A 20,635-nucleotide genomic window follows, 5' to 3' on the forward strand; every position below is an offset into this window, starting at 1 on the left:
CTTTCACAGCTCTTCTTGCCTCAGGGTGAGTATTTCGTGGCCGGTTTCGGTGACCAGAATCGTGTGTTCCCATTGTGCTGAAAGGCTGTGATCCTTGGTAACCGCGGTCCAGCCGTCACCGAGGATTTTCATGTGGCGCTTGCCGAGGTTGATCATCGGCTCTATCGTGAAAATCATGCCTGGCTCGAACATCGCACCTTCGCCCTGCTTACCGAAATGCATGACGTGGGGTTCTTCGTGAAATTGTTTGCCGATGCCGTGCCCGCAGAACTCTCTGACCACCGAATAACGATGGGCCTCCGCATGTTTTTGAATCGAATGCCCAATGTCTCCAAAATGCTTGCCGGGGCGGACTTCGGCAATTCCCAGCATCAGGCATTCGCGCGTGACGTCCACCAGGCGCTTGGCGTGCGGGCTGACATCGCCGATGCAAAACATTTTGCTGGTGTCGCCATGGTAGCCATCCTTGATGACCGTGATATCGACATTGACGATGTCACCGTTTTTTAGTTTCTTTTCGCTCGGAATGCCGTGGCAGATTTGGTGATTGACCGACGTGCAGATCGATTTCGGAAAGCCGCGATAATTCAGTGGTGCCGGTACGGCGTGTTGAACGTCCACGATGTAATCATGGCAAATTTTATCGAGCGCTTCGGTGGTCACGCCGGCAACGACATGCGGTGCAATCATTTCCAGTACTTCGGCGGCTAATTTTCCGGCCACGCGCATTTTGGCGATTTCGTCGGCGTTCTTAATGCTGATAGTCATTCGAGGGTTGTAATGGTTGAAAAAACAAGGAGCTGCGCCGGATCGCATCGCGGAGTGCGCCGCTAAGGCAGCGCAGTCTAGCAGGTTTAAGCTTGTTGGGAAAACGCGATCATGGTATAAAGGTAAGTTCACCAAGTAACCAATACTCACACTTATCGACACGATCGGTGGGGTGCTCGCCTTTTTAGAAAAGTCGGGTCACCGGTCGGGATCAGTGGAGGCGTAACCCAACGCCGAATTATTCGGCAATTTTAGGAGAAGTAAATGGCAGCAGTGTCAATGCGTCAAATGCTGGAAGCGGGTGTGCACTTCGGTCACCAAACCCGTTACTGGAACCCCAAAATGGCTTCATATTTGTTTGGAGCTCGTAACAAAATTCATATCATCAATCTGGAACACACCTTGCCGTTGTTCAACGATGCGATGAACTATTTAGGTCAAATGACCGCTAATAAAGGTACCATATTGTTCGTGGGTACCAAAAAAGCTGCCCGTAAGGTCGTGGCTGAAGAAGCGGCGCGTTGCGGCATGCCTTATGTCAACCATCGGTGGTTGGGCGGCATGTTGACCAACTTCAAGACCATTAAGAAATCGATCAATCGCTTAAAGGAACTGGAAGCGATGAAAGCCGACGGCACACTGTATCAACGCTTCAGCAAAAAAGAAGCCCTGGGCATGGAGCGCGAGCTGGATAAACTGGAGCGTAGCTTGGGCGGTATTAAGGATATGCGCGGCATACCCGATGCGATTTTCGTTTTGGATGTCGGATACGAAAAAAATGCCATTATGGAAGCCAAGAAATTGGGCATTCCAGTGGTTGGCGTTGTCGATTCGAACAACTCTCCAGACAACATTGATTACGTCATTCCCGGTAATGACGACTCGATACGCGCCGTTACCCTGTATTGCCAAAGTGCGGCCGCGGCGATTTTGGAAGCTAAAGCCTTGCGGATGGATGCCGGCGGCAAGTCCGACGACTTCGTCGAAGAAGTCGTAGCGGAAGCGTAAGCAAACTTTCGATAGTGTCCGGCCCTGTCGCCGGACCCTCCCGGGTGCTTGATTTGCGTCCGGTACCGTATGTCTTTTAAACGCCTCCTTAGTGAGGCGTTTTTTTAGTTAATAAACTTGAGGAAATAACGATGAGTATAAGTGCGGCGATGGTCAAGGAACTGCGTGAGCGTACCGGTTCCGGCATGATGGAATGCAAGAAGGCCCTGGTCGAGGCCAACGGCGATATGGAATTGGCAGTCGAAAACATGCGTAAGGCAGGTTTGGCCAAGGCCGATAAAAAGTCCGGCCGTATCGCGGCCGAAGGCATTATCGGCGTCAAAGTCTCCGAAGACGGCAAAACCGTGGTGATGGCCGACGTCAACTGCGAAACCGATTTCGTGGCCAAGGGTGAAGACTTTATTGGATTCACCAGCGATGTGGTCAACAGCTTGCTGAACAGCAATGTCAATAGCGACGAAGATTTGCAAGCCATGTTGTTGAGTACTGGCGTCAGCTTGGACGAAACCCGGCGGGCATTGATCGCCAAAATTGGTGAAAACATCACCGTGCGCCGTTTTGTCAAATACACCACCACCGATGGCGGTCAAGCGGCTTATCTGCACGGTAGCAAAATCGGCGTTATCGTCGAGTTGGCAAAAGCGGATGCCGAATTGGGAAAAGACATTGCGATGCACATTGCCGCCAGCAAGCCGATTTGCATTTCCGCCGATCAAGTTGCACAGGAAACCCTTGAAAAAGAGAAAGAAATTTTCTTGGCGCAGCAAGAAGAGAAAATCAAAGGTAAGCCGGCGGACATCGTGGAAAAAATGGTTTCAGGCCGCATTAACAAGTTTTTGTCGGAAATTACGTTGCAAGGCCAAGCCTTTATTAAGGACGACAGCAAATCCGTCGGCCAACTTTTGAAAGAGAAAGGCAATTCGGCGGTACGCTTCGCTCGTTTCGAAGTTGGCGAAGGCATCGAGAAGAAAGAAGAAGATTTCGCGGCCGAGGTTATGGCGCAAGTTAGAGGCTAGGCCGAGCCGAGGCGGAAACCGGCACCGAGCCAAGAACGGTTTCCGCCCGAACTTACGCTTAGTTCGCGCGTCGAGGGGACTCGACGCGGTTATGTTCTACAATTCGTTGCTTTAACTGAAACTCCCGACGGACGTTCGATTATGAATCAAATGATTTGCCAAAGAATTTTGCTGAAGTTGAGCGGCGAAGCCCTAATGAGCGAGAAGGGCGGCAGTATCGATCCGGATATCGTCCAACGCTTAGCCCTCGAAGTGAAGGATTTATGCGACGCCGGCGTGCAGGTGGGGCTGGTAATTGGCGGCGGCAATATTCTGCGCGGCGGCGAAAAGGCGTCGGAATCCCTGAATCGGGTGACCGGCGATCAAATGGGTATGTTGGCAACCGTGATCAATGCCTTGGCGATGCAGGACGCTCTTGAATACCTGGGTCAGCCGGTGCGGGTGATGACGGCGTTGAAAATTAATCAGGTCTGCGAGGATTACATCCGGCGCCGGGCCGTGCGTCACCTTGAAAAAGGCCGGGTGGCGATTTTCGCGGCCGGTACCGGCAACCCGTTTTTTACCACCGATACCGCGGCCAGTCTGCGCGCGATCGAAATCGACGCCGATTTGATGATCAAGGCGACCAAGGTCAAGGGTGTGTATTCCGCCGATCCCAACAAGGTGGCCGATGCGGTTTTTTACCCGCGTTTGACCTACGACGAAGCCATAGACCAGCGTTTGAACGTGATGGATACCACGGCTTTGGTCTTATGCCGGGACAACAATTTACCCATGCGGGTCATGAATGTTTTTGAGCCGGGAGCGGTGATGCGCCTGATGCGCGGCGAAGACATCGGCTCTCTAATCGTGAGGAATTAATAACAATGATCAGCGATATTCAACAAGATGCCGCGAGCCGAATGGTGAAGAGCATAGAGGCTTTGCAGAAAGCCTTCAGTAAAATTCGGACCGGGCGGGCGCATCCCAGCCTGCTGGATCAAATCAGCGTGTCTTATTACGGTTCGGAATCGCCGCTATCCCAAGTGGCCAACGTCACCGTCGAAGACGCGCGTACCCTGAAAGTCGTACCCTGGGAAAAAAGCATGGTCGGCGCTATTGAAAAAGCCATATTGTCGTCTGGATTGGGATTGAATCCCGCCACTCAAGGTACGGTGATACGCTTGCCGTTGCCGGCCCTGACCGAAGAACGCCGCCGCGATCTGGTGAAGATCGTCAAAAACGAAGCCGAACAAGGACGGGTGGCGATACGCAACATCCGTCGAGACGCCAATGCGGCGGTCAAGGACGCGTTGAAGGAAAAGCTGATTTCGGAGGATGACGCTCGTCAGGCCGAAGATAAAATTCAAAAGCTCACCGATCAATACATCAAGGAAGTGGAAAAGCATCTTGAAGAGAAAGAAGCCGACCTGCTTTCGATGTAATCGGGAGGTGAAATGACTGCTGTCAGCAACGAAAAAACGGTCGTGAATAATGGTAATCCCCGTCATATAGCCATCATTATGGACGGCAACGGTCGTTGGGCGCAGAAGCGGATGATGCCTAGAATCATGGGGCATCACGCCGGTGTCAAGGCGGTCAGAAAAATCGTCGAATATTGCGCGAAACAGCACATTGAAGTGCTCTCGCTGTTCGCGTTCAGTAGCGAGAACTGGCGCCGGCCGCAGGACGAAGTCAGTTTGCTGATGGAATTGTTCATGGCGACGCTGCAATCGGAAGTCGACAAACTGGACAAGAACAACATCCGCTTGAAAATCATCGGCGACAAGCACGCCTTTCCCGAGAAACTGCAACAAAAGATCGCCGCAGCCGAGCAGCAGACCTCTCGGAATACCGGTTTGACCCTGCTGATAGCCGCCAATTACGGCGGACGCTGGGATATTACCCAAGCCGCGCGTAAAATAGCCGCCGACGTTTTGGCCGGCGTCATTCAAGCGTCCGACGTGACTGAAGAGTTGGTCGATAGTCATCTAATGACCGCCGGCTTGCCGGAGCCGGATTTGTTTATTCGCACCGGCGGGGAAGAGCGCATCAGCAACTTTCTGCTGTGGCAATCGGCCTATACCGAATTTTATTTTACCGACGCCTTATGGCCGGATTTCGATCAGGCCTCGCTCGATAAAGCGATCGCCAGCTTCAAGGGCAGGCAACGTCGCTTCGGGCACACTGGCGAGCAGGTCATTGCTCAAAAAGTGCGCTAGGGATTTTTCCATAACCATAAGTATAAGAAAATCAGCTCATGTTATTGAAACGCGTTTTAACCGCCTCGGTGTTGGCGGCACTGGTTATCGTTGCCGTCTTCAAATTACCGGCTCTATTGTTTTCGTTATTTATTGCCATCATTACCTTTATCGCCGCTTGGGAATGGCTGGCGTTGACCGGCGTCGATAGCCTGGGGCGTAAGCTATTGTTTTTCGGCGCAATGCTCGTGCCGATGTTCGGCGTCACTTATTGGACCGAATTGCTGGAGTTGCTCAGCGAAGCGATGGAGTGGCCGGAAATCAAAGATTATTCCGATGTGTTGGAATGGTTGGTGTTCGCGCCGGTGTTGTTTTGGATTCTGACCATGGTGCTGATACGCCAGACTGGGCCGCAGCTATTGACGGCCCAATTTTCGCCGCGCCTGCAAGCCTTCCTGGGCTGGTTGGTGTTGATGTCGGCCTGGATGTTCCTGAGCAAACTGCGCGCCTATTACGGGTCCGGCATGGTGATCTACTTATTGTTGTTGATCTGGGCCGCCGATATTTCCGCTTATTTCGCCGGAAAAAAATGGGGCACCGACAAATTGGCGCCGGAGATCAGCCCCGGCAAAACCATACAAGGCATGTACGGTGCGTTGGTCTCGGCGGTAGTCTGTGGAATAGGCTTCTTTATTTACGGTAAAACCATTTCCACCGAATCGGCGCAAGCCCAGGAAGGCATGATGCAGTTCCTGGACGAATTGGTGTTTTTCGATATGTTGATGCTGTCGGTATTCACCGTTTTGATCTCGATCTACGGCGATTTGTTTTTCAGTTTGGTCAAACGCCGCAAGGGCGTCAAGGATAGCGGCAGCTTGTTGCCGGGTCATGGCGGCGTGCTCGACCGGATAGACAGCATCGTCGCCGCGACACCGTTCTTCTATGCGGGTATTTTATTGATCGGCCGGATTTTTTACTCATGAAAGGTATTTGCATACTGGGCGCGACCGGTTCTATTGGCGTCAGCACGCTGGATGTCGTCGCGCGGCATTCCGATCAATATCGCGTCGTCGCGCTGACCGCCAACGGCAACATCGAAGCACTGTATCAGCAATGTCTGGTGCATAAGCCTGATTACGCGGTCGTCGCCAACCCGGCCAATGCCGACGCGTTTAAAGCCAAAATCGCCGGGTCGCCGATCGCCGACATGACCGTGCTGGCCGGCGCCGAGGCGCTGGAAACGGTGGCAACGCTGGATAGCGTCGACGCGGTCATGGCCGCGATCGTCGGCGCGGCCGGTTTGTTGCCGACGCTGGCGGCCGCCAAGGCCGGAAAAACCGTGTTATTGGCGAACAAGGAAGCCTTGGTGATGTCCGGGCAGATTTTTATGCAAGCGATCACCGACTCCGGTGCGACGCTGTTGCCGATCGATAGCGAACATAACGCCATTTTTCAATGCATGCCGGCCGGTTACACGACCGGGCATACCGCCAAGCAAGCCCGACGTATTTTGTTGACCGCGTCCGGCGGACCGTTTCGGCAAACGCCGATCGCCGATCTGGATGCCGTCACGCCCGAACAGGCGGTAGCGCATCCCAAATGGGATATGGGCCGGAAAATCTCGGTCGATTCGGCGACGATGATGAATAAAGGGTTGGAGCTGATCGAAGCTTGTCTGTTGTTTAACATGGACCCGGATGCGATCCAAGTCGTAATACATCCGCAAAGCATCATCCATTCGATGGTCGATTACGTCGACGGTTCGGTATTGGCGCAAATGGGCAACCCGGACATGCGTACGCCGATCGCCTACGCGATGGCGTGGCCGGAACGCTTCGATTCCGGCGTCGCGCCGCTGAATATCTTCGAGGTTAAGCACATGGACTTCGAACAGCCCGATTTAAACCGCTTCCCCTGCCTACGCCTGGCTTACGAAGCGATCAAGGCCGGCGGTATCATGCCGACCGTGTTGAATGCCGCCAACGAAGTCGCGGTCGACGCGTTCTTGAACGAAAGAATCAAGTTCACCGATATCGCCAAAGTTATCGAGCGCGGCATGGCTAGGTTTCAAGCGGACAGCGCCGATAGTTTGGAACTGATCCTGCGGGCCGACAGTCAAGCAAGGCAAGTCGCTAACGACATCATTGCCGAATTGACCGCCTAACCATGGATACTCTGCACACCGTCTTTTATTTCATCGTCGCCATCGCGGTTCTGGTCGCATTTCACGAATTCGGTCATTTCTGGGTGGCGCGTAAAGTCGGTGTCAAAGTGATTCGTTTTTCCATCGGTTTCGGCAAGCCACTTTGGACTTGGCGTAAATCGCCCCATGACACCGAGTTCGTCATTGCCGCCGTGCCGTTGGGCGGCTACGTCAAAATGGTCGACGAGCGCGAAGGCGAGGTGAGTCCCGAGGATTTACCCTATGCGTTTAACCGTCAACCCTTGTGGGCCAGAACAGCGGTAGTCGCGGCCGGCCCGTTGGCTAACCTGTCGCTGGCCGTGGTTTTGTTTTGGACCGTGCTGGTGCTGGGCGAAGTCGGCGTTAGACCTGTGATTGGCGGTGTCGAAGCGGATTCGTTGGCGGCCGCTGCCGGTTTCACGGCTGGCGAAGAAATCGTCGGCGTGGCCGGCAAGGACATCCCGACCTGGATGGATGCCTTGGATGCCGTGCTATCGTTGGCCATCGACGGTCAGACGCAAATCGACGTCGCGGTCAAAACCAGCGACGATAGCCGGCAGGTCAGACAGTTGCAATTACAGCCCAGCGACGTCGACTCTCCGGAAGTGTTACACAAACGCCTGGGCCTAAAGCCGTGGATGCCGGTCGTCAAGCCGGTAGTGGGTAAACTGCTTGAAGACGGTGTCGCCAAGCAGGCCGGTTTGTTGAGCGGCGATCTGATCCTTAGCGCCGATGGCAATCCGATCGGCGAATGGCAACAGTGGGTTGATTATGTGCAGGCTAGACCGGATCAACCGATCAAGTTGCTGATAGAGCGCGACAACGTAACTCTGCCGTTGACGCTAACGCCGCGCCGCGAACATCAGGAGGACGGTCGGGAGATCGGCAAGATTGGTGCCGGTGTCCACATTCCGAAGGAATTGAGCGATTCGGTGTTGGTCAAGTCGTCTAAAAGCCCCTGGGAAGCGGTGCCGTTGGCCTTGGAGCGGACCTGGTTTTACGCGACCGCGACGCTGAAAATGATGGGCAAAATGTTGGTGGGTTCGGCTTCGGTCGATAATTTGAGCGGTCCGATCAGTATTGCCCAATATGCCGGTCAGTCGGCGGAAATGGGCCTAACGGCATTTTTGAAATTTCTCGGTTTGGTCAGCGTCAGCTTGGGCGTCCTCAATCTGTTGCCGGTACCGGTGCTGGATGGTGGTCACCTGCTGTTTTATCTGGTCGAAGCCCTGCGCGGGCGGCCGTTGCCGGACAAGATCCAAATGTATTTTCAACAAGTCGGCATGTTTTTACTAATGATGCTGATGGCGCTGGCGATGTTTTTGGATATCGATCGATTGTTCCAATAACTTGGAACGATTCGCGCCGCGTCGAGTCAACCGCTTTCTTTCCCATCCCTCGGACTATTCCATGAAAACATTGTTTCGAACCCTGGTGATTGCCGCTTCGGCCGCGATCAGTGCGAACGCGGCCGCCGACGAAGCCGCCATCAAGAAAGCCTTGACCGAATTCATGCCGTCCGGACAGGTCGATTCAATCACGCCGGCTGAAATCAAGGGTTTATACGAAGTGACGATGGGCGCCAATATTTTCTATGCCTCGGAAGACGGTAAGTATTTGCTGCAAGGACAGTTGTTCGATGCCGAGGCCAAGAAAAATATCACCGAAACCAAGCAGGCTGGCGCCAGAAAAAACGCGCTGGACAAAGTCGGCGAGAAAAATATGATTATTTTCAAGCCCGAATCGCCTAAGCATCAGGTCTCGGTGTTCACTGACATCGATTGCGGCTATTGTCGGAAACTACATTCCGAGATGGAGCAATATCAGGCGCAGGGCATCACCATACGCTACCTGTTTTTCCCCAGGGCCGGCAAAGGTTCGGATTCCTATAAGAAAGCGGTGTCGGTCTGGTGCGCGCCCGATCGTAACAAGGCGCTGACCTCTGCCAAGAAAGGCGAAAATCTGGATAGCAAGGCCTGTGACAATCCGGTCGACAATCACATGGCTTTGGGCGAGGAATTCGGCATGAACGGCACGCCGATGATTGTCACTGAAAAAGGTAACGTATTACCGGGATACGTGCCGGCAGCCCAGCTCGCCAAAATCCTGTCCAGCGAATAAGCCGGCGGTTTGCTCGCCAAACTCCCGCTAAGCGACCGTTTAGCGGGTTTTAGACCACTTTAAAATTTTTCAAGAAGACTCGCTGCCCTAGCGTATCGTAACTTCTACCCGCCGATTTTTCGGTTCCGGTGTTTCGTCGGCGGTTTTTACCAGCGGGTTTTTCTCACCGTGAGAAGTCACCGCAATTTCCTTGACATCCAACTGTCCGGCACCAAATAGCTTAGCCACTTGTTCGGCACGTTCTTTCGCCAGCGTCTCATTGTCCGCCGCCGCGCCAACCGTGTCGGTATGGCCGATGATGGAAATGTCGGCGGCCGGGTGACGGCTCGCCGATTCGATGATTTTAGGCAACTGCGCCGCCGATTCGGCCGTCAAGCGGGTACCGCCAGTTTCGAAGTACAGCAGATATACTTCCGGCCTGACCGGCTCTGAGCCGAGTGCCCGGCCGAAGTCTGATTCAATTTGTTTTTGGTCGGCCTGAAATACGTCCCCTTTCCGGTCGATGCGGGTCGCGGATCCGGCGCGGTCCAACACCGTTTCGCCGTCGGCCGATTTGAACACGACCTGGCCGGTACTGCCGTCGTGATCTTCCAACAACACCAGATACGACGAGCTACAGCCGACGAACATTGGCGCGACGGTCAGCAGCAGCCTTAAGGGTTTCATTCGATTGATAGTCATGGCTGCTCCCGCTTTATGGATCGACTTTGGCCAGAAACCGCGTACCGCGCACCGCGATGACGCCGGACGGCGTTTTCAGCGTTACCGCCTCGGGCTTGAGTTTGGCGATAACCCCGGAAATGTATTGGAGCGTGCCTTTCAGCAAGCTGGCGTTCAGTTCCAAGCGCTCTTGTTGCGGTTCGAATTGGTAGGCCTTGATCTCCAGTTCGGTGTTCGGTCCTATCGATAGTACCGTGTTGTCTTTCAACGTAATTCCGGCCGCGCCGCGCTCGTCGGTTTTGATGACTTGACCGACTCTAATCGGCGAGCCTAATACAGCCGGAATTTGCAGATCGCCTTCGACAATCACCGTCGCGTCGGCGACCGTTTTGACGTAACCGATGGCCGATTGCTCCGCCCGGACCGAGCCGGCGGCACAGCTCAGCCAGATCAAACACAAGAATACGATTTTCATGGATGCCCTCTCGAAAGTCCGAAAGCCTTGCGCAGACAGCGCGGTGGGTTAGCGGGCAAGTATAGACAGCATTGCGGCTTATGCGCGTGGAAATTCAGCCCAGAACGTGCTGCCAACCTCCGGGATGCTGCTGACGCCGACTCGTCCCGCCATCAGCTCCGTCAGTTGCTTGGCGATAGCCAAGCCGATGCCTGTCCCTTCTATACCGCTATGTTCGGCATCCAGGCGTTCGAATGACTTGAATAGGCGATCGAGTTGCGCCGTGCTCAATCCCGGCCCGGTATCGGTCACCGCGATGCGGATGTAGCCGGCGTCGGTGGTCTGGGTCGACACGACGACGCGGCCGCCGGGCCGGTTATATTTGACGGCGTTGGACAAAAAGTTCAGCAAGACCTGCTTGGCGCGGCCGGCATCGGCGTAGAGACAGGTCGTCGCGGCCAGCGGGTTGGCCAGCTCTACGACAATCGCGTTCGGGTTGGCGAGCGGTGCGATCCAGGCCAGGCAGTCGTCCAACAGGGTTGTCAGTTCGACCGCGGTCAGGTTCAGACTCAGCTTTCCGGATTCGATTCTGGCCAAGTCCAGCAAATCGTTGATCAAATTCAGTAAGTGCATGCCGGCCTTGAATATTTCGTTTACGGCTTCCAGATGTTCGGCGGCCAGCGGGTGCTCGGGGTCCTCCATTTGCAGCAACTGCGCAAAGCCGATCACCGCGTTCAATGGTGTGCGCAGTTCGTGGCCGATTTGGGCCATGAATTGGCTTTTGGCGGTACTCATTTGCTCGACGCGATCCATGGACTCGCGAATCTCGCTAAATTCCTCGGCTTTTTTAAGCAAGAGTTTTGCCATCAGCATGCGCTCGCTAAGGTCGTTGACCGTAATCACCGCGCCTAGTGCTTCACCTTGACTGCCGAACAACGGTGCCACTACCAAATTGGCGGTCACACTTTGTTGATCGCTAACGGTCAGTCGGCAGTGTTCGAATTTGAGAGGCGCGTTTCCGCTCCGGCTCTCGGCGATCAACTCGCTAGGGAGCCAGAGCTTTCCGCCGGCTTGTGCTGAAAATAACTGGTCAATGTTACGGCCGGCTTCGAGCAGTTTGGGACCGAACATATCCAACGCGCGGGAGTTCATGAAGTCGATTTCGCCGTTATCGCGCGTGGTCACGACAGCATCGACAATCGCATTCAATGTGATGTAAGCCCGTTTACGTTCGGCAAACAAGGATTGCAGCAGTTTTTCGAATTGGCGCCAGCTGCGTAGCGGATAGCTGAGGAATACGACCGTGACGGTGGCTGCCGGTGCAAACCAATAGCCGCCGAACGCCAATAACAACAGACTGAGAACGACCGTGCCAACCGCAAAGGCCGCTACGACCAGCGGCAGCCAGCGCGCCGGTGCCCAAGCGCCGGCGCCGACGGTCAAGCCGGTCAGCAGCAGCGCCACACCGCACTGCCAGAGCCACGGTAGTTCTTGCCAAAATTTCTGTTTCAATAAGGCGTCCAGCCCGGCCGCGACAAATTCGACACCGCTTAGCGGCCGATTCCCAACCGCGAGTGGGGCCGGTAATTCTCGCTCGATGCCGGCGGCGGTCAAGCCGACCAAGACGAATTTATCCTTGAAAACCCGGTCGGCCACGGCGCCGGACAGCACGTCGGCATAAGACACCCGGACGAAGTCGGTGCTGGTGTCGTAAAACGGCAAGCCGACCCGATAATCGCCGGCCAATCCGGTGGCGACGCCAGCCGGATTATTGCCTGTCCGCGCGCCGGTCGATGCTTTTAAAGCGTCCGGATAGCGGACCGCATAGGCTGCAAGCGCCATCGCCGGCCAACGAGCGGCGCCTAGCCCGCTCCATAACAGCAGGCCACGCCCGACCCCGTCTTTGTCTATTTCCAAGTTGGCATGGCCCAGAATCGCCGCCGAGCGAAACGAAGCGATCGGCAAGGTTTCGACCAGGGAATCGGCGTTGCTTTCGATGATGACCGGTAGAATCACAGGGCCGCTGTTTCGCAAGGCCATGGATAGCTCGGCATCCGCTTCGGGGTGCTCGGCATCGGCCTCGGAGAACACAAAATCCAGCGCAATCGCGGTGGGCCGGGCCGCGGCCAATTTGCGCAATAGCTTGGCGTGGATATCGCGAGGCCACGGCCAGCGCCCCAGCGTGCCAAGACTGCGCTGATCGACTTCGACGATGACGATATCGGCGGAAGCGGGCTTGGCCAGCCAAGTCAAACAGGCGTCGTACAGCCAGCGGTCCAGTCGCCAAGCGGCGTCGGTCCAGGTCAAGGTCACTATCGCGGCGGCGAGGATTAGCGCGATGGGCGTTTGCTTGCTTAGCCGTCTTGGCATCGATGCGGAGAAAGTTTGAAGAATCACTGCCGATTATAGTCAGCGGACAGCGTTTTGGTATTTCGTCGCGGTTCGTGTTGCAAGCAAACATTCGTGGCTGCGGTTTGAGGGCGTCTGTACGCCGGGCCGAGATATTTGCGTGGCTCCGCGCCAAACAGCCGGGGAGACGTCGCCTAACCCAATGGGCGAGCGACGGCCCTGATGGTTTCTAGAGCATTTTCTTCAACCGGTATAAGGTCTCCAAGGCTTGGCGCGGACTGAGGAGGTCCGGATCGATTTCTTCGAGCAGCACCACGGCGGGATGGCATTCGCGGCTGGTAAACAAATCGAACTGATTAATCTCTTGGTGACTTTGTTGTTCGATGTAGGCGGTGTTTTCCAATTGCGCCAGCTTGTGCTTGGCGTTGGCGATCACCGATTGCGGCACGCCGGCCAAGGCCGCGACCTGCAGCCCGTAACTCTGACTGGCCGGCCCGTCTTTGACCGCGTGCAAAAACACGATCTTGTCGCCGTGCTCCATCGCATCCAGATGAATGTTGTGGATGCCGGTTTGTTCTTCGGCCAGCGTGGTTAGCTCGAAGTAGTGGGTGGCGAACAAGGTAAAGGCTTTGACGTGGCGCGCCAAGTAGTCTGCGCAAGCCCAGGCTAGGGATAGGCCGTCGAAGGTGCTGGTGCCGCGGCCGATTTCGTCCATCAAAATCAAACTGTTGGCGCTGGCGTTGTGCAGGATGTTGGCGGTTTCCGACATCTCGACCATGAAGGTCGAGCGCCCGCTGGCCAGGTCGTCCGAGGCGCCGATGCGGGTGAAGATTTTATCGACCGGCCCGCACGTCAACGACTGCGCCGGCACGTAACAGCCGATGTGCGCCAACAGCACGATCAGCGCCGCCTGGCGCATGTAGGTCGATTTACCGCCCATGTTGGGCCCGGTGATCACCAGCATGCGGCGGTCGCCGGAAAAGTCCAAATCATTGGCGACGAACGGTATGCTGGACAATTGCTCGACCACCGGATGACGACCGGCGACGATGTGGATGCCGGGCTCCTGAGTCAATACCGGCTGAGTCCAGTTCAGGGTTTCGGCGCGTTCGGCAAAGTTGACCAGCACGTCCAGTTCCGCCAAAGCCGTCGCGCATTGTTGCAAGTCGGGCAGCGCTTCGCCGAGCGTATCGAGCAAGTCGTCGTACAAGGCTTTTTCGAAGGCCAGCGATTTTTCCCGCGCGCTGAGCACCTTGTCTTCGAACGATTTGAGTTCCGGCGTGATATAGCGCTCGGCGCCTTTCAGAGTTTGTTTGCGAGTGTAATGCACCGGTACCTTGTCGGCCTGGGCGTTGGAAATTTCGATGTAATAGCCGTGCACCCGGTTGTAATTGACCTTGAGATTGGCAATACCGGTGGCGGCGCGCTCGCGCTGTTCCATGTCGATCAGAAACTGGTCGGCGTTTTGGCTGAGATTGCGCAATTCGTCCAGCTCGGCGTTGAAACCCGGCGCGATCACGCCGCCGTCGCGGATCAACATCGGTGGGTTTTCGATGATGGCGCGTTGTAACAGTTCTACCAATTCAGGGTGTTCGCGCAACTGGCCGCATAACGCTTCCAGATGCGGATTGTCGCTGCCGGCCAATTTTTGTTGTAATTCGGGTAGCACCGCCAGGGTCAGCCGCAAGGTCAGCAGGTCGCGCGGCCGCGCCGATTTCAACGCAATCCGCGAGCTGATGCGTTCGATGTCGCCGACTTGGCGCAAACTGGTTTGCAAATCACGGTATAGCTCGTTTTCGAGCAGGCTGGCGATGCAGGCATAGCGGCCGTTGACCACGGCCTGATCGCGCAACGGCCGGTGCAGCCAGCGCCGCAAACAGCGGCTGCCCATCGCGGTTGCAGTTTTGTCCAGCACGCCGAGCAGCGTGTATTGCATTTGTCCGCTGGGGTGGCTGTCCAATTCCAGGTTACGGCGGCTGGCGGCGTCCAAGCTGATGCCGTCGTCGGCGTGTTCGACGGCAATGCCCTGAATGTGGGGCAGGGCGTTGAACTGGGTATCCCGCACATATTGCAGCAAGCAACCGGCGGCGCAAATCGCCGCCGGCAGGTGCTCGCAACCGAAGCCTTTCAGATCGTGACAGTTGAATTGCTTCAAAATTAGTTGGCGGCAACTATCCAAATCGAAATGCCAAGGCGGGCGTTTGCACAAACCCTTGCGTTCCTTGATGGACGCCGGCAGGGCTTGGTCTTCGCTGAACAACAGTTCAGCAGGATTCAGACGCTCGATTTCGGCCAGTAACTGGCTGTCGTTTTCCAGTTGTTGCAACACGAACTTGCCGCTGGTCAAATCCAGGCAGGCGATGCCGACCAAATTATCGTAGCGCGCCAGCGCCAACAGCAGATTGTCCTTGCGGTCTTCCAGCAAGGCTTCGTCGGTGACGGTACCAGGCGTGACGATGCGTACGACTTTACGTTCGACCGGCCCCTTGGATTTGGAGGGATCGCCGATTTGCTCGCAAATCGCGATCGATTCGCCTTGTTTCAACAGTCTGGCGATATAGTTTTCGGCGGCATGATAGGGAATGCCGGCCATCGGAATCGGCGCTCCGGCCGATGCGCCGCGTGCGGTCAGGGTAATGTCCAGCAATTGAGCGGCGCGTTTGGCGTCGTTGTAAAACAGCTCGTAAAAGTCGCCCATCCGGTAAAACAGCAGAATGTCCGGATGTTGAGCCTTGATGCGGAGATATTGCTGCATCATCGGCGTGTGTTGGATTTCGCTGCCTTGCTTGCTGTCTTGTTTTATTTGGAGATTCATTCGTAAATTAATGAAATAACAGATAATTGTTCTATGCTATGCGTCGGTTTTCGCTAACTACACTTTTCAAAACTTCCCGGCACGTTGCTGTTTAGCATAGGTTTTTTTCGGGCTATATTCGATCATCGATCAACATAAAAAACGATATTAAAAACAATTCGATACCTGCGCCGCTATAGCTTTTCAGCCAGGACGCCAGATGACTTTTGACGATTATCCAGGGCTGTATTTGCCCGTCACGGGGCTTTGTCGCATAAATCGCCGGCGGTCTCCATAATACAAGGGAAGTCATTGAACACAAGCCGAAACGCCCAAGCCAGAACCCTTGAAATTCCTAACCACTACCTGGCGAGACTATAACCAATCCCTGTGGAGCCGTGGCTTTATGCAGCTATGGATTGGCTGGCACCTGCCCGTGGCCGGCGAGGGCCGGCCGAGAAATTTTCGGATGCGGCGATCCGGTTTTGTTTGATGATCAAAACTTGTTCGGTTTGGCGCAGCGGCAAGCCAGCCGGATGGTCGCCAGTATATTGAAATTGTTTGGCCTTGATCGGGTTAAGCCCTATTACCCGACGCTTTGCCGTTGCCAGCAACATGTGCCGGTGTGTATTTCCTATCGCGCCCATCCCAATGGCTTGCGTCTACTTGTCGATCGCTCCGCAGTAAAGATGTTGGGCGAAGGCAAGTGTCCAAAGCATAAATGCAAAACCAAGAAACCCGGCGTGGAGTATCGCCGCCAATCGCGCAAGGTTCAGCTGGGAGTCGACGCCGAAACTCCGGAATTCGGGCATTGAGGTGAGCTCGAATCGGGTCGGTCGGCCAATCGCGGTAGCTAACCCCTAAAACCGTCCGGCGGGTTTGGGGTAAGGGGAGTTTGCTTGATCAGGGATTTGTGCAACAAAGCGGTCACGAACGACCGGTCCAGGAACGTATTCAACTCGTAGCATTGATTTTGGCCGGTGTCGCGGCGGTTTCGGAGGCTCTGATGGATTCACCGGCGGTGAAGCCTGAACGGGAAAGCCGATTGCGAGAATTCGAGAACATTAGGAGTAAGGCCATTCCTGGGATCAAGTCAAAGCGCATATAAAACACGGGTCATGGCGCACCGTCAAAGTTTACCGGGCGCGCCTTACCTGAAATTGTTGCGGTGCGAGAGTGGCGCGAGTCGCGGATTGCCGGACTTGGGGCAGGTATTCGTCGCCGCGCTTTCCGTAAAGCCTCTTGTTTAGTGAAAGCGGTAAACTGATTCAGTGGTTGGCGGTGTCGCAAAACCGATCCGATGGGGTAATGCCGAGATGATCGACTTGACGCCGGTTGCGTTTAAGCGGTCGCGGCAGCCGCTCAGTTTTGGAAACCGGTCGCAACCAGAGTACGGGGGATGCTCGAAAAGGGCGCGGGGATCATGCCCTCCGCTTCGTTACTGGTTCGGGATTAACTCGATACTCAATTGGCTGGCTTTGATGCAGTCGGCATAGGTTTCGTCGGCGTTGTCGGCATTCCTGGCCCGGTTTAGGCATACGGTTGATACCTTGAGATACTGCGCCGTGTCCGCGCGCGCTACCGGCCATTTGGCGTAATCCATGCAGGCGGTGAAGCGTCCGGCGTCCGGGATGGTCGGTATTTCGACGACACTGAGCGCATGCGGCGTGGGCACTTTGATGGCTTCCATGCGCATCGATGCTTGGCTGCAACGCATCGCGTCGGCCGCGTAACCGCGATGATCGTTCGGGTCGCGGCGGGCCACCGGGCCGGACGAGGCGCAAGCGGCCAGCAAGCCGGCGCAGAGAATGAATGCTGTGATGTTTGTCATGAGCTATCTCCCATATCAGAAGCCGTTGACAGTGCGAGCGGCCGATGGAATGCCGCGACGGCTCGGCTGAAGTGGTGGCGGGACATCCGCCGGGTTTGGCGTCTAGCGAAGAGCGCGTGGAAAGTACCTTTTAGTATAGCCCGGACCGGGCGCTTGGCTAGAGCAAAACCTTGGTTGACCATGTTCGAGATTAAGCGGCGCCCGCTTGGCATTCGAAGGCTGATCGTGGTTTGGTCCGACAGCCGCGACAAACGTTCATCGCCGGGATTCCGCCGCGCCGCTTTCCGGCTACACTAGCGGACTGATGGCGCTACGTTTGCCGCCTTGCAAACGAGTCGAGCGAATTATGATTCGGCCTGTTGATGATTGAATCTACCGCCGCGCTCCCTTCGGCTCCGCTCAGGGGGCGGCGGCTCCGCTCAGGGAACGCGCGCAGTCGTTCGCTTCGACTCCGTGTTGGGAGCGGCGGTCGTTCCCAGAGTGAAGTCGTCCTTCTCTGAACGGAGCCGTCGTTCCCAGAGAGAAGCCGTCCTTCTTTGAGCGGAGCCGTCGCTTCCTGAGCGGGCGGTCGTTCCCAGAGTGAGACCGTCGTTCCTTGGGCGGAGCTGTCACTCCCTGAGCGGGCGGTCATACCCTTAGTGAAGCCGTCCTTCTCTGAGCGGAGCTGTCGTTCCCTGAGCGGAGTCGAAGGGAACCTCTCAAAAGCTCAACCAAACGATAAACCTGAACCCCGGTAACGCCGGTAAACCAACAGCCCACACATAGACCTCACCATGCGCCGTTTCCGTATCGCATTTTCCTTCGCCGGCGAAAAGCGCCAATTCGTCGAACAGATGGCCGACTTATTGGCCGAACATTTCAGTAAAGCCGAGATTCTTTACGATCGTTATCACCGGGCCGAATTTTCCCGTAGCGATCTGGCATTTTATTTGCCGGATCTGTACGAGCAGGAAGCGGATTTGGTGGTCGCGGTGTTTTGCCCGGATTACGAAACCAAGGAATGGTGCGGCTTGGAATGGAACGCGATTTATGGCTTGCTGAAAGCCCGCAAAGTCGGCGAAGTCATGTTGACCCGCTTCAATAAAGTCGAAGGCAAGGGTTTGCGAGGTTTAGCCGGTTATACCGATCTCGACGACATCAGCCCCGCCGAAACCGCCGATTTGATTCTGGAGCGCTTGGCGCTGAACGCCGATAAGCCGGCGGATTATTACCTCAGCGGCCGGCACAAAACCAAGCCAATCAAGCTGCAAGCCGCGATTCCCAACAATCTGCCGCGCCTGCAATATTTCTTCGGTCGCGACGGCGAGCTGCAAAAAATCGCGGAGTCCCTGGCCGAAGACGCGCGCGGCTGGGGCGCGCTGATCGACGGGCCGGGCGGCATCGGCAAGACCGCGTTGGCGGTACGCGCGGCGGAATGCGTGCCGGCAGGCCGCTTCGAGCGCATCGTGTTTCTGTCGGCCAAGGAGCGGGAACTGACCGCCGACGGCCAACGCGCACTGGGCCATTTCGTGCTTCCAGGCTATCTGGAAATGCTGAACGCGATCGCCCGAGAAGTTGCGCAGCCCCAATTGACCAAACTGGCCGATCTGGAACGCACCGAGGCGGTGTTGCGCGTGTTGCGGGGCGTAAACGTGTTGCTGGTGTTGGACAATCTGGAAACCTTGCCGGAAACCGACCGGGACCAATTGTTTACCTTCTTGAACCGCCTGCCGCGCAGTTGCAGCGCCTTGGTCACCAGCCGGCGCCGCGCCGATGCCAGCGCGGTAACGGTGCGTTTGGATAAACTGGATTGGCCGGCCGCCGAACAACTGTTGGCGGAAATGGCCCGCGACAACCGCTTGTTGAATGAAACCGGCGGCGCGGAACGGCGCAGCCTGTACGACGAGACCGGCGGCAATCCCTTGTTGATGCGTTGGCTGGCCGGCCAACTGGGCATGGGCCGCTGCAAAACTGTGGCGGCGGCGCTGGCGTTTTTACGCGCCGCGCCGGCCAATAACAACCCGTTGGAATTCGTGTTCGGCGACTTGCTGGACAGCTTTTCCGAAGCCGAAACCCAAGTGCTGGCGGCGCTGGCGCATTTCACGCTGCCGACGACGCTCAAACTCATTGCCGAATTGGCCGAGATTAACGAGCTGGCCGCCGAACATGCCCTTGGCGGACTCGCGGCCCGCGCGCTGGTAGTACCGGACACCGAAGAGCGCCGTTTTGTGTTGGTGCCCTTGGTCGCCGATTTTTGCGCCGCCGCCGGCCGGAAACAGTCGCGGCCGCCGGCGGCCGGCTGGAGCAGCGCGCCTATGCTCTGATCGTCGAAAACGGTTATCAAAGCTATGATCGTTTTGCGGTACTTGATATGGAGTGGCCTAGCTTGGCATCGGCCTTGCCGATTTTGCTGGCAGGTTCCAATGAGCGCTTGCAAACGGTTTGCAATGCATTACGAGATTTTTGGATTTCACCGGCCGCTGGGACGAATGGCTCGCATTGGAGACCGATGCCGAAGCCAAGGCATTAGCGGCAGCCGATGATTGGAGAGCCGGTTGGCGCGCTAACTACGCTGGTTGGGTGTATATGTTACGCGGTGAAGCGGAGCTCGTGTTGGTGTGCGCCGAGCGGGCCGAACGACATTGGTCGGCGGCGGAACATTCGGGGTTAACGGTCACCCGCGAAAAATCGGTTGCGGCGCGTTTGCGAGGATTGGCGTTTAAAATTCAGGGCCAATACGAGTCGGCGATAGCCGCGTATCGAACGGCTCTTGACCTGGATAGAAGCTTGGCGCCCGAAAGCGTGGATGTTGCGATTTGCTTAAACAGTCTAGCAAACGCGGAAATATCATACGGCGATTTGGACGCCGCCGAGCGCGACTACCGCGAGGCCTTGCTCATCGCGAAAAACATACCTAATCCGGAAGGCATCGCGACCTATACCGGCAATCTGGCTGCATTAGCGCTTGACCGGAACGACTGGCCGACCGCCGAATCCTTGGCCCGCGAAGCCTTGAGCTTATCCGAAGCCCTAGGCCGCCGAGAGTTGATAGCAGCAAATTCTCGGCGTACTGCCCATGCCCTAGTTCGGCAGGGCAAGGGTGAGGAAGCCTTGCCGTATGCCGAAAAGGCGGTGGAAATTTATACCCCGCTCGGTTCCAAGGACCTTAAACATGCGCTGGAAACTCTGGCCGAATGCCGCCAGCCCGCCGGCGAAGGCTGATTGCTCCGCTTCGCCAGCGGCGCCCAGGCTTTCGACCGGAACCTTCCGCCTCCAAGCCTCGGCCGTGTCGT

At 56.2% G+C, this 20,635-nt stretch carries 18 protein-coding genes; 12 read left to right on the forward strand and 6 right to left on the reverse strand.

Annotated elements, in window-relative coordinates:
* Window positions 1–3: 3 nt before the first annotated feature.
* On the reverse strand, window positions 4–816 hold the full coding sequence (map, locus tag ACP4CD_RS03990) for a type I methionyl aminopeptidase (RefSeq protein WP_083385702.1): 813 nt from the start codon (window positions 814–816) through the stop codon (window positions 4–6).
* A 216-nt stretch (window positions 817–1,032) separates the two neighbouring features.
* On the opposite strand from map, the gene rpsB reads away from it, so the two are divergent.
* From rpsB to ACP4CD_RS04035, 9 genes are all read left to right on the forward strand, one after another.
* Window positions 1,033–1,776 carry a 30S ribosomal protein S2 gene (gene rpsB / locus ACP4CD_RS03995; protein WP_064030535.1) on the forward strand — a complete coding sequence of 248 codons (744 nt, stop codon included), beginning with the start codon at window positions 1,033–1,035 and terminating at the stop codon, window positions 1,774–1,776.
* A gap of 131 nt (window positions 1,777–1,907) precedes the next feature.
* Window positions 1,908–2,792, forward strand: a complete 885-nt coding sequence (gene tsf, locus ACP4CD_RS04000; protein ID WP_064030537.1) for a translation elongation factor Ts — start codon at window positions 1,908–1,910, stop codon at window positions 2,790–2,792.
* A gap of 141 nt (window positions 2,793–2,933) precedes the next feature.
* A complete protein-coding gene (gene pyrH / locus ACP4CD_RS04005; protein WP_064030539.1) occupies window positions 2,934–3,653 on the forward strand; it encodes a UMP kinase in 720 nt (239 codons plus the stop codon).
* A gap of 5 nt (window positions 3,654–3,658) precedes the next feature.
* Window positions 3,659–4,216 (forward strand): ribosome recycling factor, encoded by a 558-nt coding sequence (gene frr / locus ACP4CD_RS04010; RefSeq protein WP_064030541.1) that lies wholly within the window; start codon window positions 3,659–3,661, stop codon window positions 4,214–4,216.
* Between the two features lie 12 nt (window positions 4,217–4,228).
* Window positions 4,229–4,993 (forward strand): isoprenyl transferase, encoded by a 765-nt coding sequence (locus ACP4CD_RS04015; protein ID WP_426993675.1) that lies wholly within the window; start codon window positions 4,229–4,231, stop codon window positions 4,991–4,993.
* A 38-nt stretch (window positions 4,994–5,031) separates the two neighbouring features.
* Window positions 5,032–5,955 (forward strand): phosphatidate cytidylyltransferase, encoded by a 924-nt coding sequence (locus ACP4CD_RS04020; protein WP_064030545.1) that lies wholly within the window; start codon window positions 5,032–5,034, stop codon window positions 5,953–5,955.
* Window positions 5,952–7,136 (forward strand): 1-deoxy-D-xylulose-5-phosphate reductoisomerase, encoded by a 1,185-nt coding sequence (gene ispC / locus ACP4CD_RS04025; protein WP_313730188.1) that lies wholly within the window; start codon window positions 5,952–5,954, stop codon window positions 7,134–7,136. Before ACP4CD_RS04020 ends, ispC begins: the two co-directional genes overlap by 4 nt.
* 2 nt (window positions 7,137–7,138) lie before the next feature.
* A complete protein-coding gene (gene rseP / locus ACP4CD_RS04030) occupies window positions 7,139–8,503 on the forward strand; it encodes an RIP metalloprotease RseP (RefSeq protein WP_426993676.1) in 1,365 nt (454 codons plus the stop codon).
* Between the two features lie 61 nt (window positions 8,504–8,564).
* Entirely contained in the window at window positions 8,565–9,275 is a 711-nt protein-coding gene (locus tag ACP4CD_RS04035; protein WP_064027213.1) for a DsbC family protein, read from the forward strand.
* A gap of 87 nt (window positions 9,276–9,362) precedes the next feature.
* Here ACP4CD_RS04035 and ACP4CD_RS04040 read toward each other — a convergent pair whose 3' ends face one another.
* The 4 genes from ACP4CD_RS04040 to mutS form a co-directional block, all read right to left on the reverse strand.
* The gene (locus ACP4CD_RS04040; protein WP_426993677.1) at window positions 9,363–9,956 is read right to left on the reverse strand and encodes an OmpA family protein; all 594 of its coding nucleotides are present in this window, start codon (window positions 9,954–9,956) and stop codon (window positions 9,363–9,365) included.
* A gap of 13 nt (window positions 9,957–9,969) precedes the next feature.
* On the reverse strand, window positions 9,970–10,410 hold the full coding sequence (locus ACP4CD_RS04045; protein ID WP_064027217.1) for a FecR family protein: 441 nt from the start codon (window positions 10,408–10,410) through the stop codon (window positions 9,970–9,972).
* A 78-nt stretch (window positions 10,411–10,488) separates the two neighbouring features.
* Complete coding sequence (locus ACP4CD_RS04050) at window positions 10,489–12,759, reverse strand: CHASE2 domain-containing protein (RefSeq protein WP_426993678.1); 2,271 nt, start codon at window positions 12,757–12,759, stop codon at window positions 10,489–10,491.
* Window positions 12,760–12,967: 208 nt separating this feature from the next.
* On the reverse strand, window positions 12,968–15,553 hold the full coding sequence (gene mutS, locus ACP4CD_RS04055; protein WP_426993679.1) for a DNA mismatch repair protein MutS: 2,586 nt from the start codon (window positions 15,551–15,553) through the stop codon (window positions 12,968–12,970).
* Between the two features lie 464 nt (window positions 15,554–16,017).
* Here mutS and ACP4CD_RS04060 point away from each other — a divergent pair, with 464 nt between their 5' ends.
* Window positions 16,018–16,347 carry a transposase gene (locus tag ACP4CD_RS04060; protein ID WP_426993680.1) on the forward strand — a complete coding sequence of 110 codons (330 nt, stop codon included), beginning with the start codon at window positions 16,018–16,020 and terminating at the stop codon, window positions 16,345–16,347.
* Between the two features lie 623 nt (window positions 16,348–16,970).
* On the opposite strand, the gene ACP4CD_RS04065 is transcribed toward ACP4CD_RS04060, so the two are convergent.
* Entirely contained in the window at window positions 16,971–17,363 is a 393-nt protein-coding gene (locus tag ACP4CD_RS04065) for a hypothetical protein (RefSeq protein ID WP_426993681.1), read from the reverse strand.
* Window positions 17,364–18,136: 773 nt separating this feature from the next.
* On the opposite strand from ACP4CD_RS04065, the gene ACP4CD_RS04070 reads away from it, so the two are divergent.
* Together ACP4CD_RS04070 and ACP4CD_RS04075 are read left to right on the forward strand one after the other, a co-directional pair.
* The gene (locus ACP4CD_RS04070) at window positions 18,137–19,666 is read left to right on the forward strand and encodes an AAA family ATPase (protein WP_426993682.1); all 1,530 of its coding nucleotides are present in this window, start codon (window positions 18,137–18,139) and stop codon (window positions 19,664–19,666) included.
* 139 nt (window positions 19,667–19,805) lie between these two features.
* Window positions 19,806–20,564 carry a tetratricopeptide repeat protein gene (locus ACP4CD_RS04075; RefSeq protein ID WP_426993683.1) on the forward strand — a complete coding sequence of 253 codons (759 nt, stop codon included), beginning with the start codon at window positions 19,806–19,808 and terminating at the stop codon, window positions 20,562–20,564.
* The last annotated feature ends 71 nt before the right edge of the window (window positions 20,565–20,635 follow it).

The sequence above is a fragment of the Methylomonas stagni genome (genome assembly GCF_050154735.1).
Taxonomy (GTDB): domain Bacteria; phylum Pseudomonadota; class Gammaproteobacteria; order Methylococcales; family Methylomonadaceae; genus Methylomonas; species Methylomonas koyamae_A.